Genomic DNA, 19,421 nt, shown 5'->3' with positions numbered 1-19,421 from the left:
GCGCGGAGACCTTGTCGTCGACGTTGGCCATTTATGCGGCTCCCTGCGGATCGACGCCGACGACGATGGTGTTCTCGTCGGCGTAGTAGTGGGGCGGCACCACCAGGTTGGTCGGCGCCGGCACGCCCTGGTAGACGCGGCCGGCCATGTCGAACTTCGACTTGTGGCAAGGACAGAAGTAGCCGCCCTTCCAGTTGGCATCGAACGGTTCGGGGCGGATCTCGGCGGCCATCTCCGGCGAGCAGCCCAGATGGGTGCACAGCCCGACCAGCACCGAGATCTCCGGGCGGATCGAGCGCAGCGCCGGGTTGGCCTCGCGCACGTACTCCGGCTGCTGGTCGGCGTTCTCGGAGTTCGGATCGCGCAGTTCGCCCTCGAGGGTCGGCAGCGCTTCCAGGATCGCCTGCGAGCGCTTGACGATCCAGATCGGCTGGCCGCGCCATTCGGCGATCAGCCGCTGGCCTTCCTGCAGCGCGCTGATGTCCACCGTGACCGGTGCACCGGCGAGCAGCGCGCGCGCACTCGGGTTCCACGACTTGATGAAGGGCACCGCAAGGCCCGCCACGCCGACCGCCCCGACCACCGCGGTGGTCGCGGTCAGGAACCGGCGCCGGCCCGTATTGACTGAATCCTCGCCCGGGAGGGGCTGGATCACTGTTTCATTCGCCATCCGGTACTCCGCAAACCTGGATCGGTAGCTGTTGGGTCATTGGCTGCCGCGCGCGTGTGCCGCAACGGAACCGGTTGCATAAAGCCGCTGGAGTGTAACGGAACGCTGAATCCGCCCACAACGGCCCCAACCGCATCCGCGCATCTTCAGGGCGCAGCCGCGGTAGCGAGATGGCCGCGATAGCGGTCCGAAAGCACCGCCACGCGCTGCACATAGCGCTGGGTTTCGCTGTAGGGCGGTACGCCACCGTGGCGATCCACCGCGCCCTCGCCAGCGTTGTAGCCTGCCGCCGCCAGGGTCAGGTCGCCATTGAAGCGCTTCAGCAGCCACGCCAGGTACTTCACCCCGCCGCGGATGTTCTGCGCCGGATCGAAGGCGTTCGACACGCCGAACCGCTGCGCGGTGGCGGGCATCAGCTGCATCAGCCCCTGCGCCCCCGCGCGCGACAGCGCGTTCGGGTTGAAGGCGGATTCGGCGTGCATGACCGCGCGCACGATGGCCTCCTCCACCCCGAATTCCTGCGCGGCGGCGCGGACTTCGCTGGCATAGGCGTCGGTATTGAGGCGCACGGTGCCGAAGTTCACGCCCGGCCGCGCGGCGCAGGCGTGGCAGGTTTCCATGAAGCTGTACTGGATGGTGCGCATCGCCGTGGCGCCCGAGCCACGGCCCGGCGGGCGGCTGGTGTAATGGCGAACGCCGTCCTTGATGTAGGAATACACCTGCCCCTGCACGAGGCGCGGCGTGCCACGCGGGGTGGCCGGCGCCGGTGCGGCGGTGGCCACCGTGGCCGCGGCGGCCGGCCGGGCCATGAACGTCGAGGGCGCGCCGGCATTGACCGTTGCGGGTGAACCCTCCACCCGTCCTGCCTCGATCACCTTGCCGGCCGCGGCCGGAGCCGGTGCCGGACGGCTGCGCTCGGGGGAATAGCGGGTCACCACGCTGCAGCGCGCGCCGGAGACGCGCTTGCTCACGTACTGCGGCACGCCGTCGCCCGCATCACAACGGTACAGCGTGCCCGCAGCAGCGGGAGCCGTTGCCAGCAGGCAGATGAACGCGATGAACCCCTTGATCCCCATCGCGCGAAGTCTCGCCGCAAACACGTGGCTTGCCAAGACCCCGTGAAAGGCGGCGCCCCCCGGATGTTGCCGGGTACACTGCGCGCCCGGCGACCGCCGGCCCGTTACCCGCCACTCCGGCCCGGACTCATCGCCGCGCCCCCGGAACCGCCATGACCACGATCGAAGCCCGTCCCCAGGCCGCCATCGGCGATGTCCTGCCGCTCGCCACCCCGCGTCGCCCGGCCCCGTCCGGGGCCAGGCCCGCCGGCAAGCTCTACATCCAGACCCACGGTTGCCAGATGAACGTGTACGACTCGGACCGCATGGCCGACGTGCTGGCCGCCGCCGACGGCATGGAACTGACCGACCGTGCCGAGGACGCCGACGTCATCCTGGTCAACACCTGCTCGATCCGCGAGAAGGCGCAGGAGAAGGTGTTCAGCCAGCTCGGCCGCTGGAAGGCGCTGAAGGCCAATGGCCGCGACGTCATCATCGGCGTCGGCGGTTGCGTGGCCTCGCAGGAAGGCGAGGCGATCATCAGGCGCGCGCCGTTCGTGGACCTGGTGTTCGGCCCGCAGACGCTGCATCGCCTGCCGGAACTCATCCGTGCCCGCCGCGAACAGGACCGCCCGCAGGTCGACATCAGCTTCCCGGAGATCGAGAAGTTCGACGCGATGCCGGAGCCGCGCGCGGAAGGCCCGACCGCGTTCGTGTCGATCATGGAAGGCTGCTCGAAATACTGCTCGTTCTGCGTGGTGCCCTACACCCGCGGCGAGGAGGTCAGCCGGCCGTTCGAGGACGTGCTGGTGGAAGTGGTGCAGCTGGCCGCGCAGGGCGTGCGCGAAGTCACCCTGCTCGGCCAGAACGTCAATGCCTATCGCGGGCCGATGGGCGCCGACACCGACGAAGTGGCCGACCTCGGCCTGCTGATCCGCACCATCGCCGAGATCGACGGCATCGAGCGGATCCGTTTCACCACCTCGCACCCGCTGGAGTTCTCCGATTCGCTGATCGAGGCCTACCGCGACGTGCCGCAGCTGGCCAATTTCCTGCACCTGCCGGTGCAGTCGGGCAGCGACCGCATCCTCGCCGCGATGAAGCGCGGCTACACCGCGCTGGAGTTCAAGCAGAAGGTACGCAGGCTGCGCGCGGTGCGCCCGGACATCTGCCTGTCGTCGGACTTCATCGTCGGTTTTCCCGGCGAGACCGATGCCGATTTCGAGAAGACCATGAAGCTGATCGAGGAGGTCGGCTTCGACCAGAGCTTCTCCTTCATCTACTCGCGCCGCCCCGGCACGCCGGCCGCGGACCTCGACGACGACACTCCCGACGCGGTCAAGCACGCGCGCCTGGAACGCCTGCAGACGGCGATCAACGCGAACGCGCGACGCATCAACGAGGCGATGGTGGGTAGCGTGCAGCGGGTGCTGGTGGAGGGCGTGTCGCGCAGGAGCGACAGCGAGCTGACCGGCCGCACCGAGAACATGCGCTTCGTGAATTTCCCGGCGCCGAAGCGGCTGATCGGGCAGTTCGTGGATGTGGTGGTCACCGAGGCGATGAGCAACTCGTTGCGCGGCCGGGTGGCGATGCCGGTGGACGCGGCGACCCCCTGACCACGGTCGCCGGACGACCATCGACCGGGCCCGCCGACCATTGCACGGCGACGACATCGCCGGCTGCTATCTTCCCGCCATGCCCAGTCCAGCCCATACCGATTTCGTCCTCGAACCCGACGACAGCGAGCGCCTCGCCAACCTCGCCGGCCCGTTCGATGCCCATCTGCGCCTGATCGAACTGCGCCTTGGCGTGGAGATCGCCAACCGCGGCAACATCTTCCGGGTGACTGGCCGCGACAAGCGGACCGTCGAACAGGTACAGCGCCTGCTGCATGCGCTGTATGCGGAAACCGAAACCGAGACGCTCGACAACCAGGCGATCAACCTGCGGCTGTCGGAGGCCAACGTCACCCGCGCGGCCGAGGACTACTCACCGCAGGAGGTCGCCGTGCGGGTCAAGCGCGGCACCATCCGCGGGCGCGGCGCCAACCAGGCGAAGTACCTGCACGCCATCACCACCCACGACATCAACTTCGGCGTCGGCCCGGCCGGCACCGGCAAGACCTTCCTGGCCGTGGCCATGGCGGTCGAGGCGCTCAACGAAGCGCGCGTGCAGCGGCTGGTGCTGGTGCGGCCCGCGGTCGAGGCCGGCGAGAAGCTGGGTTTCCTCCCCGGCGACCTCAGCCAGAAGGTCGACCCCTACCTGCGCCCGCTGTACGACGCGCTGTACGAAATGCTGGGCGTGGAAAAGGTGCTCAAGCTGCTGGAGAAGAACGTCATCGAGATCGCGCCGTTGGCGTATATGCGCGGACGCACCCTCAACGACGCGTTCGTGATCCTCGACGAGGCGCAGAACACCACGATCGAACAGATGAAGATGTTCCTGACCCGCCTGGGTTTCGGCTCCACCGCGGTGGTCACCGGCGACCTCACCCAGATCGACCTGCCCAAGCACATGAAGTCCGGCCTGCGCGACGCCATCGACGTGCTCAATGACGTGGAAGGGGTCAGCTTCACCTTCTTCGAATCGCGCGACGTTGTCCGCCATCCGCTGGTGGCACGCATCGTCACCGCCTACGACCGCCGCGATGCGCGCGACACGGAGACGGGACCGGGCTGAGACAGGCGCGCCACGCCGGCGCGCGCTTGCGCCTACAATTCCCGGTGATGACAAAAGGTCCTGCCCGCCTCGATATCGCCGTCGGCTACGCGGTGCCGCGCAAGGGCGTGCCGGCTGCGGCGAGCTTCCGCCGCTGGGCGCGGGCCGCGCTGGAAGGACGCATCCGCCAGGCGGACCTCGCGATCCGTGTGGTCGACACGGCCGAGGGGCAGGCGCTGAACCGCCACTACCGCGGCAAGGACTACGCCACCAACGTGCTGAGCTTCCCGGCCGACCTGCCCGAGGGGCTGCCCCCCGGGGTGCGCCTGCCGCTGCTGGGCGACCTGGTCATCTGTGCGCCGGTAGTCGAGGGCGAGGCCCGCGAACAGGGCAAGCCGCTCAACGCCCACTACGCACACCTCACCGTGCACGGCGTACTGCACCTGCTGGGCTGGGACCACGACAATGACGTCGAGGCCGAGGCGATGGAACAGCTCGAGCGCGAGATCCTCGCCGGGCTGGGCGTGGACGACCCCTACCGCATGGAGTCCTGAGCGGCGCCTCAGAGGCAGTCCACCAGGCCATCGAACAACGAGCGCCCGCCGGGCAGCGATGCATACAGTGGCGACTGCCCCTCCAACGCGGCGAGCAGGCCGTCCAGCGTCGTCCCCGCCTCGATTGGCGTCCGGCACTGCCAGGTCCGCGGCAGCACTGCGACCTTGCCCGACAGCGGATCCACGACTTCCTCGCTGGCGGCAAAGCTCCACACGCACATGCCGATGCGGCCGCTGACCCGGTGCACCGAGCACTGGAAGCGCAGCGGCTCGATATTTGTGTACTCGCCCTCGCAGAAGGTATCGCCGCAGATGTCGTCGAAGTCGCGGCGCAGCTGCCGGGTCATCGCATACCAGGCTTCGATCTGCGCGTCACTGTGGATGTACGCGGAGACATCGACATACGGGCCGTCGGCGCGGGCGTGGGCGCTGCCCGGGAAGGCCAGCAGCGCGGACACCACGATGGCGGCCGCGGCGGCGGCGTGACGGAAAGATGCGGACATGGGATGCGGCATGGCGTGCTCCTCCTTGAGCGGGGTTGGATGCAAGTCTCCCCGGACCGCCCGGGACGGCCCATCGGAAAAACCCCCGATGACGCGTCGGGATTCGCCGCCGGCAAGCGGCAGGCTGTCGTGCGGTCCGGTTCCGCTTCGGGCGCCCGCTGGAGAGCGCCCGGGTCAGCCGTCCCGCACCGCTGGACACCGCGCCGGACGGACGCGCTAGACTTCGCTTCGACGCCCTCCCCCCGGGCGCCCATGTCACCCACGAGATGTCCGAAGACGACAGTAGCAACTCCGCCGGCGAGCTCCCCGAGAAACGCCGCAGCTGGCTCGACCGCATCAGTTCCGCGATCTCCGGCGAGCCGACCACCCGCGAGGACCTGGTCGAGATCCTGCGCGACGCCCAGGCCGACGGCCTGATCGAATCCGACACGCTGCGCATGATGGAAGGCGCGATCAACGTCTCCGGCATGAGCGTGGCCGACGTGATGGTGCCGCGCTCGCAGATGGTGGCGCTGGCGCTGGATACCGACTTCACCGACATCATGCGCGAGGTCGTCGACTCCGGGCATTCGCGTTTCCCGGTGCACGGCGAGGACCGCGACGAGATCCTCGGCATCCTGCTGGCCAAGGACCTGCTGCGCGGCGTGGTCCCGGGCAGCCCTGAAGTCAATATCCGCGAGCTGCTGCGCCCGGCGGTGCTGATCCCCGAGTCCAAGCGCCTGGACGTGCTGCTGCGCGAGTTCCGGCAGTCGCGCAACCACATGGCGATCGTCATCGACGAGTACGGCGGCGTGGCCGGCCTGATCACCATCGAGGACGTGCTCGAGGAGATCGTCGGCGAGATCGACGACGAGTACGACGAAGCCGAGGATGCCAGCGCGCTGATCGCAGCCCAGGCCGACGGCCAGTACCTGGTCAACGCGCTGACCCCGATCGACGACTTCAACGAGCGCTTCGGCGCCGACTTCGACGACGACGAGTACGACACCATCGGCGGGCTGGTTACCGCCGCGATCGGCCACCTGCCCGAAGCCGGCGAGGAACTCACCCTCGGCCGCTTCGGCTTCCGCGTGGCGCGCGCAGACTCGCGCCGCCTGCATGCGCTGCACGTGAGCGTGCACGCCGATCCGCTGCAGGACGCCTGAGCCGGTGTACGTCGCACCGGGTCCGGCGTCGCCGCGACGCCTGCCGTCACTGCTGCGACTCGCGATGATGATGCTCCTCGCCGCGTGCGCGTTCACCGCGCACGCGGTGCCGCGCATCGGCGTGGTCACGATGCAGCCCGGCGAGATCTTCTTCGAACGCTTCGGCCATAACGCCATCGTCGTCGACGACCCCGCGCAACCTGCACCGGTGTCGTACAACTTCGGCTACTTCGACCTCACCGAACCCGGCTTCGTCGGCAATTTCGTGCGCGGCGACATGGAGTACATGCTGGTCGCGCTGCCGCTGGAGGAGGACCTCGCCTACTACCGCGACGTCGGCCGCGGGGTGTCGATCCAGTGGCTGGATCTCGACCCCGCCGAGGCCTCGGCGCTCGCGGCGCGGCTCGCGGAGAACGCGTTGCCGGAGAACGCGCGCTACCGCTACGACTACTTCACCGACAACTGTTCGACGCGCGTGCGCGATGCACTCGATGGCGCGCTCGACGGCCTGCTGCAGCGTCAGTTGCAGGGGCGCTCGCGCGGCAACACCTACCGCGGCGACGCGGTGCGGCTGGCGTCGCCGGCCACGTGGATGTGGTTGGGGTTCGACATCGGCCTGGGCCCGCTGGCCGACCGCCCGAACGCGCTGTGGGAGGACGCCTTCGTGCCGATGCGCCTGGCGGACGCGCTGCGCGGCCTGCGCCGCGACGACGGCCGACCGCTGGTGGCGCAGGAAACCGTCCTGCTGCCACACCGCCTCGCCCCCGAGCCGCTGGAAGCGCGGCGCGAGTGGTGGCCATGGGCGCTGGCCGGCCTCGCCGGCGCGATCGCGATCGCCGCGCTTGCACGCCGGCGCCCGCGCACGACCGCAGCGGTCGGGCTGGGGTTCTGGGGCGTGTGCGCCGTACTCGGGCTGGTGATGGCCTTCATCTGGTTCGGCACCGCGCACCGCTTCGGCTGGCAGAACCAGAACCTGCTGCTGTTCAACCCGCTGTGCATGCTGCTGCTGCCCGATGCCTGGCGGTTGCTGCGCGGCCGCGCGCCGTCACGCTTCATGCGTCCGCTGGTGGCCGTGATGGCGGTGCTTGCGGTGATCGCGCTGTTCCTGCACTGGCTGCCGGTGCAGCCGCAGCGCAACGTGCACTGGATCGCCCTGCTGCTGCCATTGCATGTCGCGTGGTGGTGGGCTCTGCCGTCCCGGCCGGTGCCGCCGACCGCCTGACATCCGTCAGGCGCCTTGGCGTATCCACGCGGTGCCGCGTGGGCGCCGGCCACTGCGCGACTACGACCAAAGTCTACGAAGCGGTCCGCAGCGGCGTATTGACCCCCCGCTGCGGGAGGCAGAGGCTGTCCGGGTCCATCCTGGAGACCGCCCCACATGAAGGCTTTTTCGAAGCTGGCTTGGGCTGCCCTCGCCCTGCTCGGTGCGTTCTGTCTCGGCACCGTCGCACTGCGGCGCGGGGAATCCATCAACGCATTGTGGATCGTGGTCGCCGCGGTCTCGATCTATCTGGTCGCCTACCGCTACTACAGCCTGTACATCGCCAGGCATGTGATGCAGCTCGACCCGACCCGGGCGACGCCGGCCCACGTCCACAACGACGGCCTCGACTACGTGCCCACCAACAAGCACGTGCTGTTCGGCCACCACTTCGCGGCGATTGCCGGCGCCGGTCCGCTGGTCGGCCCGGTGCTGGCGATGCAGATGGGTTACCTGCCCGGCATGCTGTGGCTGGTCGCCGGCGTGGTACTCGCGGGCGCGGTGCAGGACTTCATGGTGCTGTTCGTGTCCTCGCGCCGCGACGGCCGCTCCCTGGGCGACCTGATCCGCGAGGAGATGGGCCCGGTCGCCGGCACGATCTCGCTGTTCGGCGCCTTCATGATCATGATCATCATCCTCGCGGTGCTGGCGATGATCGTGGTCAAGGCACTCGCCGAAAGCCCGTGGGGCATGTTCACGGTGATCGCCACCGTACCGATCGCGATCTTCATGGGCCTCTACATGCGCTTCCTGCGGCCGGGAAAGATCGGCGAGATCTCGGTCATCGGCATTGCGCTGCTGCTGTTCACCATCTGGTTCGGCGGCGAAGTCGGCGCGCATCCCTACTGGGGACCGTTCTTCACATTCACCGGCACCCAGATCACCTGGATGCTGATCGGCTATGGCTTCGTCGCGGCGGTGTTGCCGGTGTGGCTGCTGCTGGCCCCGCGCGATTACCTCTCCACCTTCCTCAAGATCGGCGTGGTGGTGGCACTGGCGATCGGCATCGTCATCGCCAGCCCCGAGGTCACCTCGCTGAAGATGCCGGCGCTGACCCAGTTCGCCGCCAGCGGCGAGGGCCCGGTGTGGCGTGGGCACATCTTCCCGTTCCTGTTCATCACCATCGCCTGCGGCGCGGTGTCCGGGTTCCATGCGCTGATCGCATCCGGCACCACGCCCAAGCTGCTGGCCAACGAGGGCCATGCCCGCTACATCGGCTACGGCGGCATGCTGATGGAGTCCTTCGTCGCGATCATGGCGCTGGTGGCGGCGGCGATCATCGAGCCGGGCATCTACTTCGCGATGAACAGCCCGGCCGCGGCGATCGGCACCGACCCGGCGCAGGTTGCAGCCACCGTCAGCAGCTGGGGCTTCCACGTCACCCCGGAGATGCTGGCCAGGACCGCCGAGGACATCGGCGAGGCATCGATCATCTCGCGTGCCGGTGGCGCGCCCACGCTCGCGGTCGGCATCGCGGTGATCCTGCACGACGCGCTGCCCGGCGGCGAGAACATGATGGCGTTCTGGTACCACTTCGCGATCCTGTTCGAGGCGCTGTTCATCCTGACGGCGGTGGATGCGGGCACCCGCGCCGGCCGCTTCATGCTGCAGGACCTGCTGGGCAACTTCGTGCCTTCACTGCGTCGCACCGATTCGTGGGGCGCCAACGTGATCGGCACCGCCGGCTGCGTGGCGCTGTGGGGGTACTTCCTCTACCAGGGCGTGGTCGACCCGCTGGGCGGCATCAATACGCTGTGGCCACTGTTCGGCATCGCCAACCAGATGCTGGCCGGCATCGCGCTGATGCTGTGCACGGTGGTGCTGTTCAAGATGAAGCGTGAGCGCTACGCGTGGGTGACCATCGTGCCCGCGGTATGGCTGCTGATCTGCACCACCTATGCGGGGCTGATCAAGATCTTCGACAGCAACCCGGCAATGGGCTTCGTGGCCCAGGCGCAGCACTACCGCAACGCGATCGCCAATGGCGAGCTGCTGGGCGCGGCAAAGACCGCAGGGCAGATGCAGCAGGTGGTGGTCAACGGCTACGTCAACGCAGGGTTGACCGCGCTGTTCCTGTTCGTGGTCTTCAGCGTGCTGTTCTATTCGGTGCGCTCGATCATGGCCGCACGCCGCATCGCCACCCGCACCGACCGCGAGACCGCATACGTGGCGCTGACCGAAGAACAGCAGAAGGCGTGGCTGTAATGGGTACGCAACTGGTCCCGGTCTCGTTGCTCGCCACCCAGAAACTGGTGTGGCGGCGACTGGTGCAGACCGCACGGCTGTGCTGCGGAATACCCGACTACGACAACTACGTGCGCCATGTGCTGGAGAAGCACCCGGACCGCGAACCGATGGACTACCCCACCTTCTTCCGCGAGCGCCAGGAAGCACGGTACGGCGGTCGCGGTGGTTTCAGGTGCTGCTAGCGACCCCGGCCTGAGCAGGGCGGCGCCGCCGGCCGGGCGGCGCTGCGGAGCGATAAACGATGCCGGGCTACTGCCCCGCCATCAGCCGCAGGATCTGTCCGGTGAAGTACGCAAGCACCGTGCCGGTCGCATAGCCCACCGTGCCCAGCAGCACGCCCACCGGCGCGAGGTTGGGATGGAAGGCCGCCGCGATCACCGGTGCCGACGCCGCCGCGCCGACGTTGCCCATCGAACCCACGCCGGCGTAGAAGATCGGCGCGCGGACCAGCCGCGCCGCACCCAGGATCATCAGGATGTGCACGCTCATCCAGATCGCGCCGATGGCGATGAGCTCCAGCCGTTCGAACAGGCGGGTGAAGTCCATCTGCATGCCGATGCAGGCGATCAGGAAGTACAGGAACACCGTGCCGACCTTGGACGCACCGGCGCTCTCGAGGTTGCGTACCCGGGTGAAGCTGAGGATGAGCCCGCCCAGCGTCGACAGCAGCACCACCCACACGAAGGCCGAGTCCAGGCTGAACTGCGCCGCGGCCTCCACGTTGGCCGCGAACCACGTCGCAAGCGGGCCGGCGACGGCATGGGCCAGCCCGACCAGGCCGAAGGCGATGCCGACGATGACCATCAGGTCGGTCAGCGTGGGGATGCGCGCGTTGGCCTTCTCGAACGCCGCCATCCGCGCCTTCATGTCGTCCAGCGCCCGGGTATCGGCACCGCTGCGGGCATCGATGTGCGCGGCGCGGTTGGCGATGAACAGCCAGGTGGCCATCAGCGCGCTGGCGATCGCCACGTCGACCACCGCGAACTGGCCGAACAGCGTCGCGTCGACGCCGTAGACCTCGCGCATCGCCACCATGTTGGCACCGCCGCCGATCCAGCTCCCCGCAAGCGCGGCCATGCCCTTCCAGGTGTCACCGGCGACGGCTGGCGGGTAGATCCATTCCATCAGCTGGAACGACACCACCGCGCCGAGGACGATGCCGAGCGTGCCCGCGCAGAACACGAACAGCAGCTTGGGCCCGAGCCTGAGGATGCCCTTGAGGTCGATCGACAGCGTCAGCAGCACCAGCGCGGCGGGCAGCAGGATGCGACTGCCGAGCGGGTTGTAGAGCGTGCTGTTCTCGCCATCGATGAGCCCCACGGTGTTGTAGATCGCCGGCACGAAATAGCACAGCAGCAGCGCCGGCACCCAGGCGAAGAACTTCTTCCAGAACGGGGTCGGCCCGCTGGCCAGCCAGAAGATGGCGCCGAGGGTGGCCGCGATCAGGCCGAAGACGACGATGTCGTTGGTGATGAGGGCGTCGCTTGCGGTCGGATTCATGCGTGCGGGGTCTCGTGGGAATGGACTGCGCCGTCAGCCCCGTGCCGCCGGCATGCGCCAGCGGCGGGGGTAGGGATTGCGGTCTGTGGGCGAACGCGCGGCGGGCAGCGCGATCAGCGGTCGAAATGCCGGCGCAGCCAGTCGTTGACGGTCTCGTGCCACTGCACCGAGTTGTGCGGCTTGAGCACCCAGTGGTTCTCGTCGGGGTAGTACAGCAGCTTCGACTCGATGCCCTGGCGCTGCAGCGCGGTGAACGCCGACAGGCTCTGGTCGACCGGCACCCGGAAGTCGTTCTGTCCGGCCACCACCAGCATCGGCACCTTCCAGTCGCCGATATGGCGCGCCGGGTTGAAGCGCTCGTAGGCCTCGGGGTTGTCGTACACCGTGCCGCCGTGCTCCCACTCGGTGAACCACAGTTCCTCGGTCACCAGCCCCATCGAGCGGGTATCGAACACGCCGTTGTGGTTGACCAGGCACTTCCACGGGCCGTTCCACTGGCTGGCGATCCAGTTGACCATGTAGCCGCCGTAGCTGGCGCCGAGTGCGCAGGCACGGTCGCCATCGAGGAAGTCGTAGTCGCGCAGCGCCGCGGCCCAGCCCTTCTGCAGGTCTTCGAGCGGACGGTCGCCCCAGTGCTGGCTGATCGCATCGGTGAAGTCCTGGCCGTAGCCAGTGGACCCGTGGAAATCGATCATCACCACCGCCCAGCCCTGCCCGGCATAGGTCTGCGGGTTCCAGCGGTAGCTCCAGCCATCGCCGAAGCTGCCCTGCGGACCGCCGTGGATCAGGAACGCGACCGGGTATTCCCGACCTTCCTCGTAGTTCCACGGCTTGACCACATAACCGTGCACGGTGTCGCCGTTCCAGCCGCGGAAGCTGAACTGCTCGTAGTCGCCGAAGCGCACGTCGGGCAGGCGCTCGGACGCGTCCGGCGTGATCGCGCGCAGCTGCTGCGCGCCGGTATCCGTGGTGTAGATGACGTCGCCGCTGCGCATGGTGTTGCGCGAGAACGCCAGCGTGTCGCCAGCGATGTCGAACGCGGATACGGTGCCGCCGTCGACCAGGCGGGTGACCTCGCCGGTGGCCACGTCCACGCGGAACAGCGGGTACTGGCCGGTGTCCTGGGCGGCGGCGTACAGGCTGCGGCCGTCTTCGGCCACCGCGATGCTGCTGGGCGAGCGGTCCCAGTCCGGGGCGATCTCGCGGGCCTGGCCGCTGCCGACATCCATTGCCATCAACGCGTAGCGGTCCGCTTCGAAGCCCCGGCGCTTCATCGCGCGGTAGTACAGCGTCGAGCCGTCGGCACTGAACACCGGCCCGGCGTCCCAGGCCGGGTTGGATGCGGTGAGGTTGACCGGCGCGGCACGGCCGGCGGCATCCAGCCGGTAGAGATCGAAATTGGTCGACCACGGCTCGCCGGCACCGGCCACGCGCACGCTGGCCACCACGCTGCGCCCGTCCGGCGCCCAGGTATAGTCGTCGCTGCCACCGAAGGGCCTGGATGGCACGTCGCCTTCCAGCGCCTGGCTCACCGCGGTGGCGACGCGCAGCGGCTCGCCCCCTGCAGCCGGCAGCGCCGCCACGTACAGGCGGTTGCGGCGCCCGTCCTCCCAGGTGTCCCAGTGACGCACGAACAGCTGGTCGTAGATGACGCCGGTGGTGTTGCCCTCGGCACGCTGGTCCAGCCGCGCCTTCGTGCACGCGAACACGTCGCCATCGGCGGCCTGCGCGCAGTCACCGAAGGTCGACGCGCTGAAGGCGATGCGGCTGCCGTCGGGCGAGAGCCGGTAGCTGCCGATGTCGAGCGCGAACGCGGTCAGCTGGCGCGGCGCGCCACCGCTGGCGGGCATCGCATAGAGCTGCTGGCTGCCATTCTTTCCGCTCAGGAAATAGAGCGTGCCGCCATCCGGCGAGAACGTGGGCGCGCTGACGTTCCAGCCCTCGGGGCTGATCCGCTGCGGCGGACGCGCATCGCGGGTACGCAGGTCGCGCAGGTACAGCGCGGTGCCCGAACCGTCACCCTCCAGGTCCACGGTGCGCTCGATGAAGACCAGCCGGCCGCCATCCGGCGACAGCACCGGCGACGACACCCGCGTCAGCGAGACCAGGTCCTGCGGCTGCAGGCCGCGTTCGGCGAACGCCTGGCTGGCGGGCAGCAACGCGGCAAGGCACAGGGGCAGCAGGGCGGTACGGAACCTCATCGGACGACTCTCCACGGCGAACGGCATCGGCCGATGTTAGCCGATGCCGCGCGGCCGCCGGGGGTGCCATCCGGCCTGTTGCAAGCAGTGCGGAGTGCACGATCGCGCTCCGGATCCACCCTCGTCAGGGTGCTGCCGGCTGGCCGCCGATATGCGTGTGCAGGAAGCCCAGCAGGCGCCGGTAGAACTCCAGCCGGTGCCCGGGGTCGTGGAAGCCGTGGCCCTCGTTGGGGTAGTACAGGGTTTCCACCGGTACCCCGGCGCGGCGCAGCGCGCGTTCCATCAGATGGCTGTGTTCGATCGGGGCCACCAGGTCCTCGCCACCGGCGGCAAGCAGCACCGGCACCCTGATCCGCTCCGCCAGGCGGTTGGGTGACGCCGACGCCAGCGCGCTGGTGTCGGTGCCCAGCCAGTCGCCGGTCCAGGTGCGCGCCCAACGGCCCTGGCGGCGGTTCTCGGTGGTCAGTCGCGGCAGGTCGTAGACGCCGACGTAGCCGACCGCGCAGCGGTAGAGATCGGGCTCGCGCACGGCGCCCATCAATGCGGCATAGGCGCCGTAGCTACCGCCATAGACACAGATGCGCTGCGGGTCCGCGATGCCCTCGGCGATCGCCCAGCGGGTGGCATCGGTGACGTCGTCCTGCATCACCCCGCCCCACCCGCGGGCACCGGCGGCGCGGAATGCACGCCCGTAGTTGCCGGAGCCGCGGAAGTTCACCTGCAGCACCGCGTAGCCGGCGGCGGCCAGCACCTGCGCATCGCGGTCGAAGCCCCACATGTCGAAGACGCCGAACGGGCCGCCGTGCGGCATGACCACCATCGGCAACGCGCTTGCCTGCACCCCGCGCGGCACGGTGAGGAAGCCATGCAGGGTCAGGCCATCGCGCGCGCGCAGTTCGGGCCCGCGCGGTGCTCCACCCGCAGGTAGGCGGTAGCGTTGTCGGCCGAGAAGCCGAGCGGCACGACGATCCCGCCGCTGGTGCGCTCGTCGTTGATGAGTTCCCATTCGGCCCCGTCGCCCGCGCGCAGGTAGGTGCGCGAGACGTTGTCGGTGTTGGCGCCGTAGGCGAAGCGGACGGTCCCGGTGGTGTCGGTGACGTACTCCGCCATGGTGACCGGCGCCGCCGTCACCCGGGTGCGGCGGCCGGAGTTCACGTCCATGCGCTCGACGCGGCTGATCGGGTCACCCACCAGCGGCGTCACGCGGATCAGCACATGGCGGTCGTCCTCGGGCAGGGTGTCGATCAGGCGCGCGGCCACGCGCTCCTCGCGCTTGCCCGACGACAACCGCGTGCCGGTGGTCGACTCGCGGACGCGGAAGCCCACCAGCAGGTCACGTCGCGAACCGTCGGCATTCATGCCGTACAGCTCGCCGGTCGGCAGCGGGTCGTCGCGGCTGCCGAAGGTCTCCGCCACCGCGATCAGCACGCGCTCCGGGTTGACCCACCAGAAGTCGTGGATGTCGGTACCGCGGGTGAAGCGGAAGGTCGCGGTGACCGCGCGATCGGCCCCACGCAGGATCACCAGGCCGTGCTGGCCTTCCATCGGCACCTTGACCGCGTAGTACTCGCCGGTGGGCGACACCTTGAGGTCGGCGACCTTGTCCTCGGCCACGAACGGCGCCAGGTCAACCTGCGCCCGCGCGTTCTGGGCGGGCATGCAGCACGCCACGGCCAGGCCGATCGCGGCCAGCCACTTCATTGCCTTCATCGATTTCCCCCTGGATTCCGGTCCGTGTGGTCGTGCGGCTCCCTGCCCCGGCGCGCACTCTACCGGCTCGCCCGCGCACCGGCCACCGCGTTTCACGCAGGCACGCCGTGGCGGTCGCCAGACTGCGCGCCATGTCACGCATCCCTGCCGCGCTGCTCGTCATCGACATGATCAACCGCTTCGATTTCGACGGCGGCAAGGCACTGGCCCGCGCCGCCGAGCCGGCATCGAAGCGGATCGCGTGGCTGCGAGGGCGCTTCCATGCCGCCGGCTGGCCGGTGGTGATGGTCAACGACAACTTCATGGACTGGAAGGCGGACTTCCGCGAGATCTGTGCGGTGTGTTCGCAGGACGGCATGCAGGGCGCGGAGATCGCCCGCCGGCTGGCGCCGGTGCCGGGCGACTATTTCGTGCTGAAGCCGAAGCATTCGGCCTTCCATGCCAGTCCGCTCGATGCGCTGCTTGCAAGCCTGGATGTCGAGCGGCTGGTGATCACCGGCGTGGCCACCGATGCCTGCGTGCTGGCTAACGCGCTGGATGCGCACATGCGCGACTACGCCCTCGCCGTGCCGCGCGACTGCGTGGCGTCGATCACCCCGGCCCGCCGCGACCGTGCGCTGGCCGTGCTGCGCGACAACTGCCGGGCCGACACCCGCGGATCGCGCAGCATCGCACCCTGAGCGCGCCGCGCACGCGATCGGAATCGCGGCCGTGCGGCACAATGCCCGGCGCGCGTATCGCACCGTCCCCGGTGACGGTGCCCTCCGGAGACCGGCGCACGTGCGCCTCCACCCTCTCTTTCCGCGGCACCCGACCGGCGCCGCGCACCCCGGGATGACCCATGCTGCGCTGGTTCGAAAAACGCCTCGACCCGTTCCCGCGGATGCCGCCCGCGCAACCGCCGCGCGGGCTGGTCGCGTTCTGCATGCACTACACGCGCGGCAGCGGCAAGTGGCTTGCGCTGATGGGCATGACCGGTGCACTGATCGCGGTGGCCGAGCTCGGCCTCTACGTCTACCTGGGTGCGCTGGTCGACCGCCTCGGCGAGCACACGCCGGAGACCTTCCTCGCCGCCGAGGGCTCGCGCCTGATGTGGATGGCGCTGCTGGTGGTCGTCGCCCTGCCCCTGCTGGTGCTGCTCGACAACGCGGTGCAGATGCAGGTGCTGCTGGGCAACTTCCCGATGCGCATCCGCTGGAACGTGCACCGTTACCTGCTGCGGCAGTCGATGGGCTACTTCCAGGACGAGTTCGCCGGGCGCATCGCCACCAAGCTGATGCAGACCTCGCTGGCGGTGCGCGAGACGGTGATCAAGCTGCTCGACGTCGGCGTGTACGTGAGCGTGTACGTGGTCGGCGCGATGCTGGCCGCAGCCGCGGCGGACTGGCGGCTGATGCTGCCGTTCGCCGGCTGGGTGGTCGGTTACGCACTGCTGATGGTGTATTTCGTGCCGCGCATGGAACGGGTCTCGCGCGAGCAGGCCGATGCGCGGTCGGACATGACCGGGCGCATCGTCGACAGCTACACCAACATCGCCACCGTGAAGCTGTTCTCGCACTCGCGGCGCGAACAGGCCTACGCGCGCGAGGCGATGGATGGCTTCCTCGGCACCGTGTACCGGCAGATGCGCCTGGCCACCGGCGTGGGCGCCGGCAACTACGCGCTCAACATGGCGCTGGTGTTCGCGGTGGCCGGCATCGGCCTGTGGCTGTGGCTGGGCGGGGTGATCGGTGCCGGCGCCGTGGCGGTGGGCATCGCGCTGGCACTGCGGCTGGTGGGCATGAGCCAGTGGATCATGTGGGAGCTGTCGGCGCTGTTCGAGAACATCGGCACCGTGCGCGACGGCATCAACTCGATCTCGCTGCCGCCGACCGTGGACGACGCGCCGGGCGCGCCGGAACTGCCGGCGGTGCGCGGCGACATCCGCTTCGAGGGCGTCGGCTTCCACTACGGCAAGGGTTCGGGGGTGATCGAGCACCTCGACCTGCACATCCGCGCCGGCGAGCGCATCGGCGTGATCGGCCGCTCGGGTGCCGGCAAGTCGACGCTGGTCAACCTGCTGCTGCGTTTCCACGACGTCGAATCCGGGCGGATCCTGGTCGACGGCGTCGACATCGCCAGCGTGCAGCAGGATTCCCTGCGCGCGCGCATCGGCGTGGTCACCCAGGACACCTCGCTGCTGCACCGCTCGGTGCGCGAGAACATCCTCTACGGCCGCCCCGATGCCGGCGAGGCGGAAATGGTCGAGGCCGCACGCCAGGCCGAGGCCCACGACTTCATCCTCGGGCTCTCGGATTCCGCCGGCCGCCAGGGCTACGACGCCCACGTCGGAGAGCGCGGGGTCAAGCTGTCGGGTGGCCAGCGCCAGCGCATCGCCATCGCCCGCGTGCTGCTCAAGGACGCGCCGATCCTGGTGCTGGACGAGGCCACCTCGGCACTGGACTCGGAGGTGGAAGCCGCGATCCAGGGCAACCTCTACCGGCTGATGGAAGGCAAGACCGTCATCGCCATCGCCCACCGGCTGTCGACGATCGCGGCGATGGACCGGCTGATCGTGATGGACCGCGGCGCGATCGTGGAACAGGGCACCCACGCCGAGCTGATTGCCGCCGGCGGGATCTATGCGCAGCTGTGGGCGCGCCAGTCGGGTGGATTCATCGACCCGGGCGAGTAGCACCGGCCAGCAGGCGGCGATGGCGACCGGTCGCGCATCTTCAGCCTTCGCTGCCCTGCCCGACCGTGTCACTGCGCGTCGGCGGCGCCAGCACCAGCCCGGTGCCGACGTCGAACTCCGACAACGGGCTTTCCGCGGGGCAGGTCTCGTCGGGGAAGCCGAAGCGCTGGCGCAGGTCGAGGCCGCAGGCGTTGAGCGCATCGAGGTCGGTGATCGGCGACTTGCATTGCAGGTCGAAGGCGCGGGTAAAGGAATCGCGGCGGGTCACGAAGTCCTCGCCGCACTTGCGCATCAGTCGCAGGCGGTCGAGGTCGTCCTGCGCGGGGTTCACCCCGTCCAGCCCGAACAGCCGCAGTTCCTCGCCGGTGAGCAGGCGCAGGCTGCGGTTGGGCACCGCCATCATCGCGTCGGCGACCGCGACCGCGGCGCCATTGCGTTCCAGATAGCTGCGCACGCGGTCGTACACCGCGCGCAGCTCGGCATTGAGCTCGACCCGCGTGGTCGCGGTCGAGCTCATGCGGATGATGCGATGGATGCCCACACGGCCGGTGATCAGCCGGGTATCGCCCCCGGCCAGCACGAACACGCAGGCGCTGTGGCAGGACGAGCCTTCGCGCACCCAGATGGTCCAGCGCGATTCGGCGATGAGGTCGCCTGCGCGGATCGCCTCCTCGACCTGGCCGCCGATCGAATTGATGTCGAGCACGCGCTTGCCGACCCCGCGCTCGTCGGCCACTGCGGCCACGCGCTCGACCAGCGCGGTGAAGTCGGGGGCGATGCGGCCGTCGTAGCGCACGCGCATGACGCCACGTTCCTCGCAGGCCTCCAGTGCCTGCCCGATGCTCTCGCGCGACAGGTCGGCAAGCGGCTCGCCGTCGCCGCGGGCCAGATAGTCGAGTTCGCAGCTGATCGAAGCGGTGCCCGCCTCGAGCGGCACCTCGCCCCAGTCGACGGCGGGTGCAGTCTCCGGTGCGGGGGACGTCTCCGCCTGCGGCGCACCGTCCTCCTCGACCGGCGCCACGCTGAACGCACCGCCGTCTTCGGGGCTGGCCACCGGCACGGTTTCCAGCAGGGGCGCCGGGGCGTCCGGTTCGGAACGCAGGCAGGCCGCGAGGACCAGGGCGAGGGCGACGGTGGCAAGGCCGGCACCGACCCATCGGGGGACGACACGCATGCTGGGCAGGGCTCCGATCGGGTGGGGGCACGCACGGATGGCGGCAATGCGCACCAGTCTAGGGCCGCC

15 protein-coding genes and 1 pseudogene are annotated in these 19,421 nt (G+C 69.3%); 9 read left to right on the top strand and 7 right to left on the bottom strand.

Translation table 11 applies throughout. From position 1 onward, the window contains the following. Positions 1-31 precede the first annotated feature (31 nt). Together petA and LDO11_RS03710 are read right to left on the bottom strand one after the other, a co-directional pair. Positions 32-670, bottom strand: a complete 639-nt coding sequence (gene petA / locus LDO11_RS03715) for a ubiquinol-cytochrome c reductase iron-sulfur subunit (protein WP_232140399.1) — start codon at positions 668-670, stop codon at positions 32-34. 146 nt (positions 671-816) lie between these two features. Beyond that, positions 817-1,740, bottom strand: a complete 924-nt coding sequence (locus tag LDO11_RS03710; protein WP_435574606.1) for a lytic transglycosylase domain-containing protein — start codon at positions 1,738-1,740, stop codon at positions 817-819. Positions 1,741-1,898: 158 nt separating this feature from the next. Here LDO11_RS03710 and miaB point away from each other — a divergent pair, with 158 nt between their 5' ends. From miaB to ybeY, 3 genes are all read left to right on the top strand, one after another. After that, a complete protein-coding gene (gene miaB / locus LDO11_RS03705; RefSeq protein ID WP_129136453.1) occupies positions 1,899-3,341 on the top strand; it encodes a tRNA (N6-isopentenyl adenosine(37)-C2)-methylthiotransferase MiaB in 1,443 nt (480 codons plus the stop codon). 79 nt (positions 3,342-3,420) lie between these two features. Further along, positions 3,421-4,404 (top strand): PhoH family protein, encoded by a 984-nt coding sequence (locus tag LDO11_RS03700; RefSeq protein WP_232140397.1) that lies wholly within the window; start codon positions 3,421-3,423, stop codon positions 4,402-4,404. Between the two features lie 47 nt (positions 4,405-4,451). Next, positions 4,452-4,937 (top strand): rRNA maturation RNase YbeY, encoded by a 486-nt coding sequence (gene ybeY / locus LDO11_RS03695; RefSeq protein WP_232140396.1) that lies wholly within the window; start codon positions 4,452-4,454, stop codon positions 4,935-4,937. 8 nt (positions 4,938-4,945) lie between these two features. On the opposite strand, the gene LDO11_RS03690 is transcribed toward ybeY, so the two are convergent. Next, on the bottom strand, positions 4,946-5,440 hold the full coding sequence (locus LDO11_RS03690; RefSeq protein ID WP_232140395.1) for a hypothetical protein: 495 nt from the start codon (positions 5,438-5,440) through the stop codon (positions 4,946-4,948). Between the two features lie 266 nt (positions 5,441-5,706). On the opposite strand from LDO11_RS03690, the gene LDO11_RS03685 reads away from it, so the two are divergent. The 4 genes from LDO11_RS03685 (at position 5,707) to LDO11_RS03670 (ending at position 10,275) form a co-directional block, all read left to right on the top strand. Further along, entirely contained in the window at positions 5,707-6,585 is an 879-nt protein-coding gene (locus LDO11_RS03685; RefSeq protein WP_232140394.1) for a CorC family transporter, read from the top strand. Between the two features lie 64 nt (positions 6,586-6,649). Continuing rightward, on the top strand, positions 6,650-7,807 hold the full coding sequence (locus LDO11_RS03680; RefSeq protein WP_232140393.1) for a lipoprotein N-acyltransferase Lnb domain-containing protein: 1,158 nt from the start codon (positions 6,650-6,652) through the stop codon (positions 7,805-7,807). A gap of 156 nt (positions 7,808-7,963) precedes the next feature. Then, on the top strand, positions 7,964-10,051 hold the full coding sequence (locus tag LDO11_RS03675) for a carbon starvation CstA family protein (RefSeq protein ID WP_232140392.1): 2,088 nt from the start codon (positions 7,964-7,966) through the stop codon (positions 10,049-10,051). After that, a complete protein-coding gene (locus LDO11_RS03670) occupies positions 10,051-10,275 on the top strand; it encodes a YbdD/YjiX family protein (RefSeq protein ID WP_232140391.1) in 225 nt (74 codons plus the stop codon). The genes LDO11_RS03675 and LDO11_RS03670 overlap by 1 nt, the downstream gene beginning before the upstream one ends. A gap of 67 nt (positions 10,276-10,342) precedes the next feature. Here the strand turns inward: LDO11_RS03670 and LDO11_RS03665 are convergent, their stop codons facing one another. The 3 genes and pseudogenes from LDO11_RS03665 to LDO11_RS03655 form a co-directional block, all read right to left on the bottom strand. Next, a complete protein-coding gene (locus tag LDO11_RS03665) occupies positions 10,343-11,593 on the bottom strand; it encodes a DUF819 family protein (RefSeq protein WP_129136459.1) in 1,251 nt (416 codons plus the stop codon). Between the two features lie 113 nt (positions 11,594-11,706). Beyond that, complete coding sequence (locus tag LDO11_RS03660) at positions 11,707-13,794, bottom strand: S9 family peptidase (RefSeq protein ID WP_232140390.1); 2,088 nt, start codon at positions 13,792-13,794, stop codon at positions 11,707-11,709. Positions 13,795-13,918: 124 nt separating this feature from the next. Next, positions 13,919-14,916, bottom strand: a pseudogene (locus tag LDO11_RS03655) (alpha/beta hydrolase family protein); the annotation flags it as partial. Between the two features lie 719 nt (positions 14,917-15,635). On the opposite strand from LDO11_RS03655, the gene LDO11_RS03650 reads away from it, so the two are divergent. Together LDO11_RS03650 and LDO11_RS03645 are read left to right on the top strand one after the other, a co-directional pair. After that, positions 15,636-16,184, top strand: a complete 549-nt coding sequence (locus tag LDO11_RS03650; protein ID WP_232140389.1) for a cysteine hydrolase family protein — start codon at positions 15,636-15,638, stop codon at positions 16,182-16,184. 161 nt (positions 16,185-16,345) lie between these two features. Next, entirely contained in the window at positions 16,346-18,178 is a 1,833-nt protein-coding gene (locus tag LDO11_RS03645; protein WP_232140388.1) for an ABC transporter ATP-binding protein, read from the top strand. A 40-nt stretch (positions 18,179-18,218) separates the two neighbouring features. Here LDO11_RS03645 and LDO11_RS03640 read toward each other — a convergent pair whose 3' ends face one another. Further along, complete coding sequence (locus tag LDO11_RS03640) at positions 18,219-19,352, bottom strand: COG3904 family protein (RefSeq protein ID WP_232140387.1); 1,134 nt, start codon at positions 19,350-19,352, stop codon at positions 18,219-18,221. Between the last annotated feature and the right edge of the window lie 69 nt (positions 19,353-19,421).

This window comes from Alterluteimonas muca, assembly GCF_021191595.1.
Classification (GTDB): Bacteria; Pseudomonadota; Gammaproteobacteria; order Xanthomonadales; family Xanthomonadaceae; genus Luteimonas; species Luteimonas muca.
The sequence above is the reverse complement of the archived record's forward strand: the minus strand, read 5'-3'. Positions and strand labels throughout refer to the sequence as shown.

Bases quoted from the DNA above. Each gene is read 5' to 3' on its own strand.
- petA (WP_232140399.1), bottom strand. From the start codon at position 670: ATGGCGAATGAAACAGTGATCCAGCCCCTCCCGGGCGAGGATTCAGTC.
- miaB (WP_129136453.1), top strand. From the start codon at position 1,899: ATGACCACGATCGAAGCCCGTCCCCAGGCCGCCATCGGCGATGTCCTG.
- LDO11_RS03700 (WP_232140397.1), top strand. From the start codon at position 3,421: ATGCCCAGTCCAGCCCATACCGATTTCGTCCTCGAACCCGACGACAGC.
- ybeY (WP_232140396.1), top strand. From the start codon at position 4,452: ATGACAAAAGGTCCTGCCCGCCTCGATATCGCCGTCGGCTACGCGGTG.
- LDO11_RS03690 (WP_232140395.1), bottom strand. From the start codon at position 5,440: ATGTCCGCATCTTTCCGTCACGCCGCCGCCGCGGCCGCCATCGTGGTG.
- LDO11_RS03685 (WP_232140394.1), top strand. From the start codon at position 5,707: ATGTCCGAAGACGACAGTAGCAACTCCGCCGGCGAGCTCCCCGAGAAA.
- LDO11_RS03680 (WP_232140393.1), top strand. From the start codon at position 6,650: ATGATGATGCTCCTCGCCGCGTGCGCGTTCACCGCGCACGCGGTGCCG.
- LDO11_RS03675 (WP_232140392.1), top strand. From the start codon at position 7,964: ATGAAGGCTTTTTCGAAGCTGGCTTGGGCTGCCCTCGCCCTGCTCGGT.
- LDO11_RS03670 (WP_232140391.1), top strand. From the start codon at position 10,051: ATGGGTACGCAACTGGTCCCGGTCTCGTTGCTCGCCACCCAGAAACTG.
- LDO11_RS03665 (WP_129136459.1), bottom strand. From the start codon at position 11,593: ATGAATCCGACCGCAAGCGACGCCCTCATCACCAACGACATCGTCGTC.
- LDO11_RS03660 (WP_232140390.1), bottom strand. From the start codon at position 13,794: ATGAGGTTCCGTACCGCCCTGCTGCCCCTGTGCCTTGCCGCGTTGCTG.
- LDO11_RS03650 (WP_232140389.1), top strand. From the start codon at position 15,636: ATGTCACGCATCCCTGCCGCGCTGCTCGTCATCGACATGATCAACCGC.
- LDO11_RS03645 (WP_232140388.1), top strand. From the start codon at position 16,346: ATGCTGCGCTGGTTCGAAAAACGCCTCGACCCGTTCCCGCGGATGCCG.
- LDO11_RS03640 (WP_232140387.1), bottom strand. From the start codon at position 19,352: ATGCGTGTCGTCCCCCGATGGGTCGGTGCCGGCCTTGCCACCGTCGCC.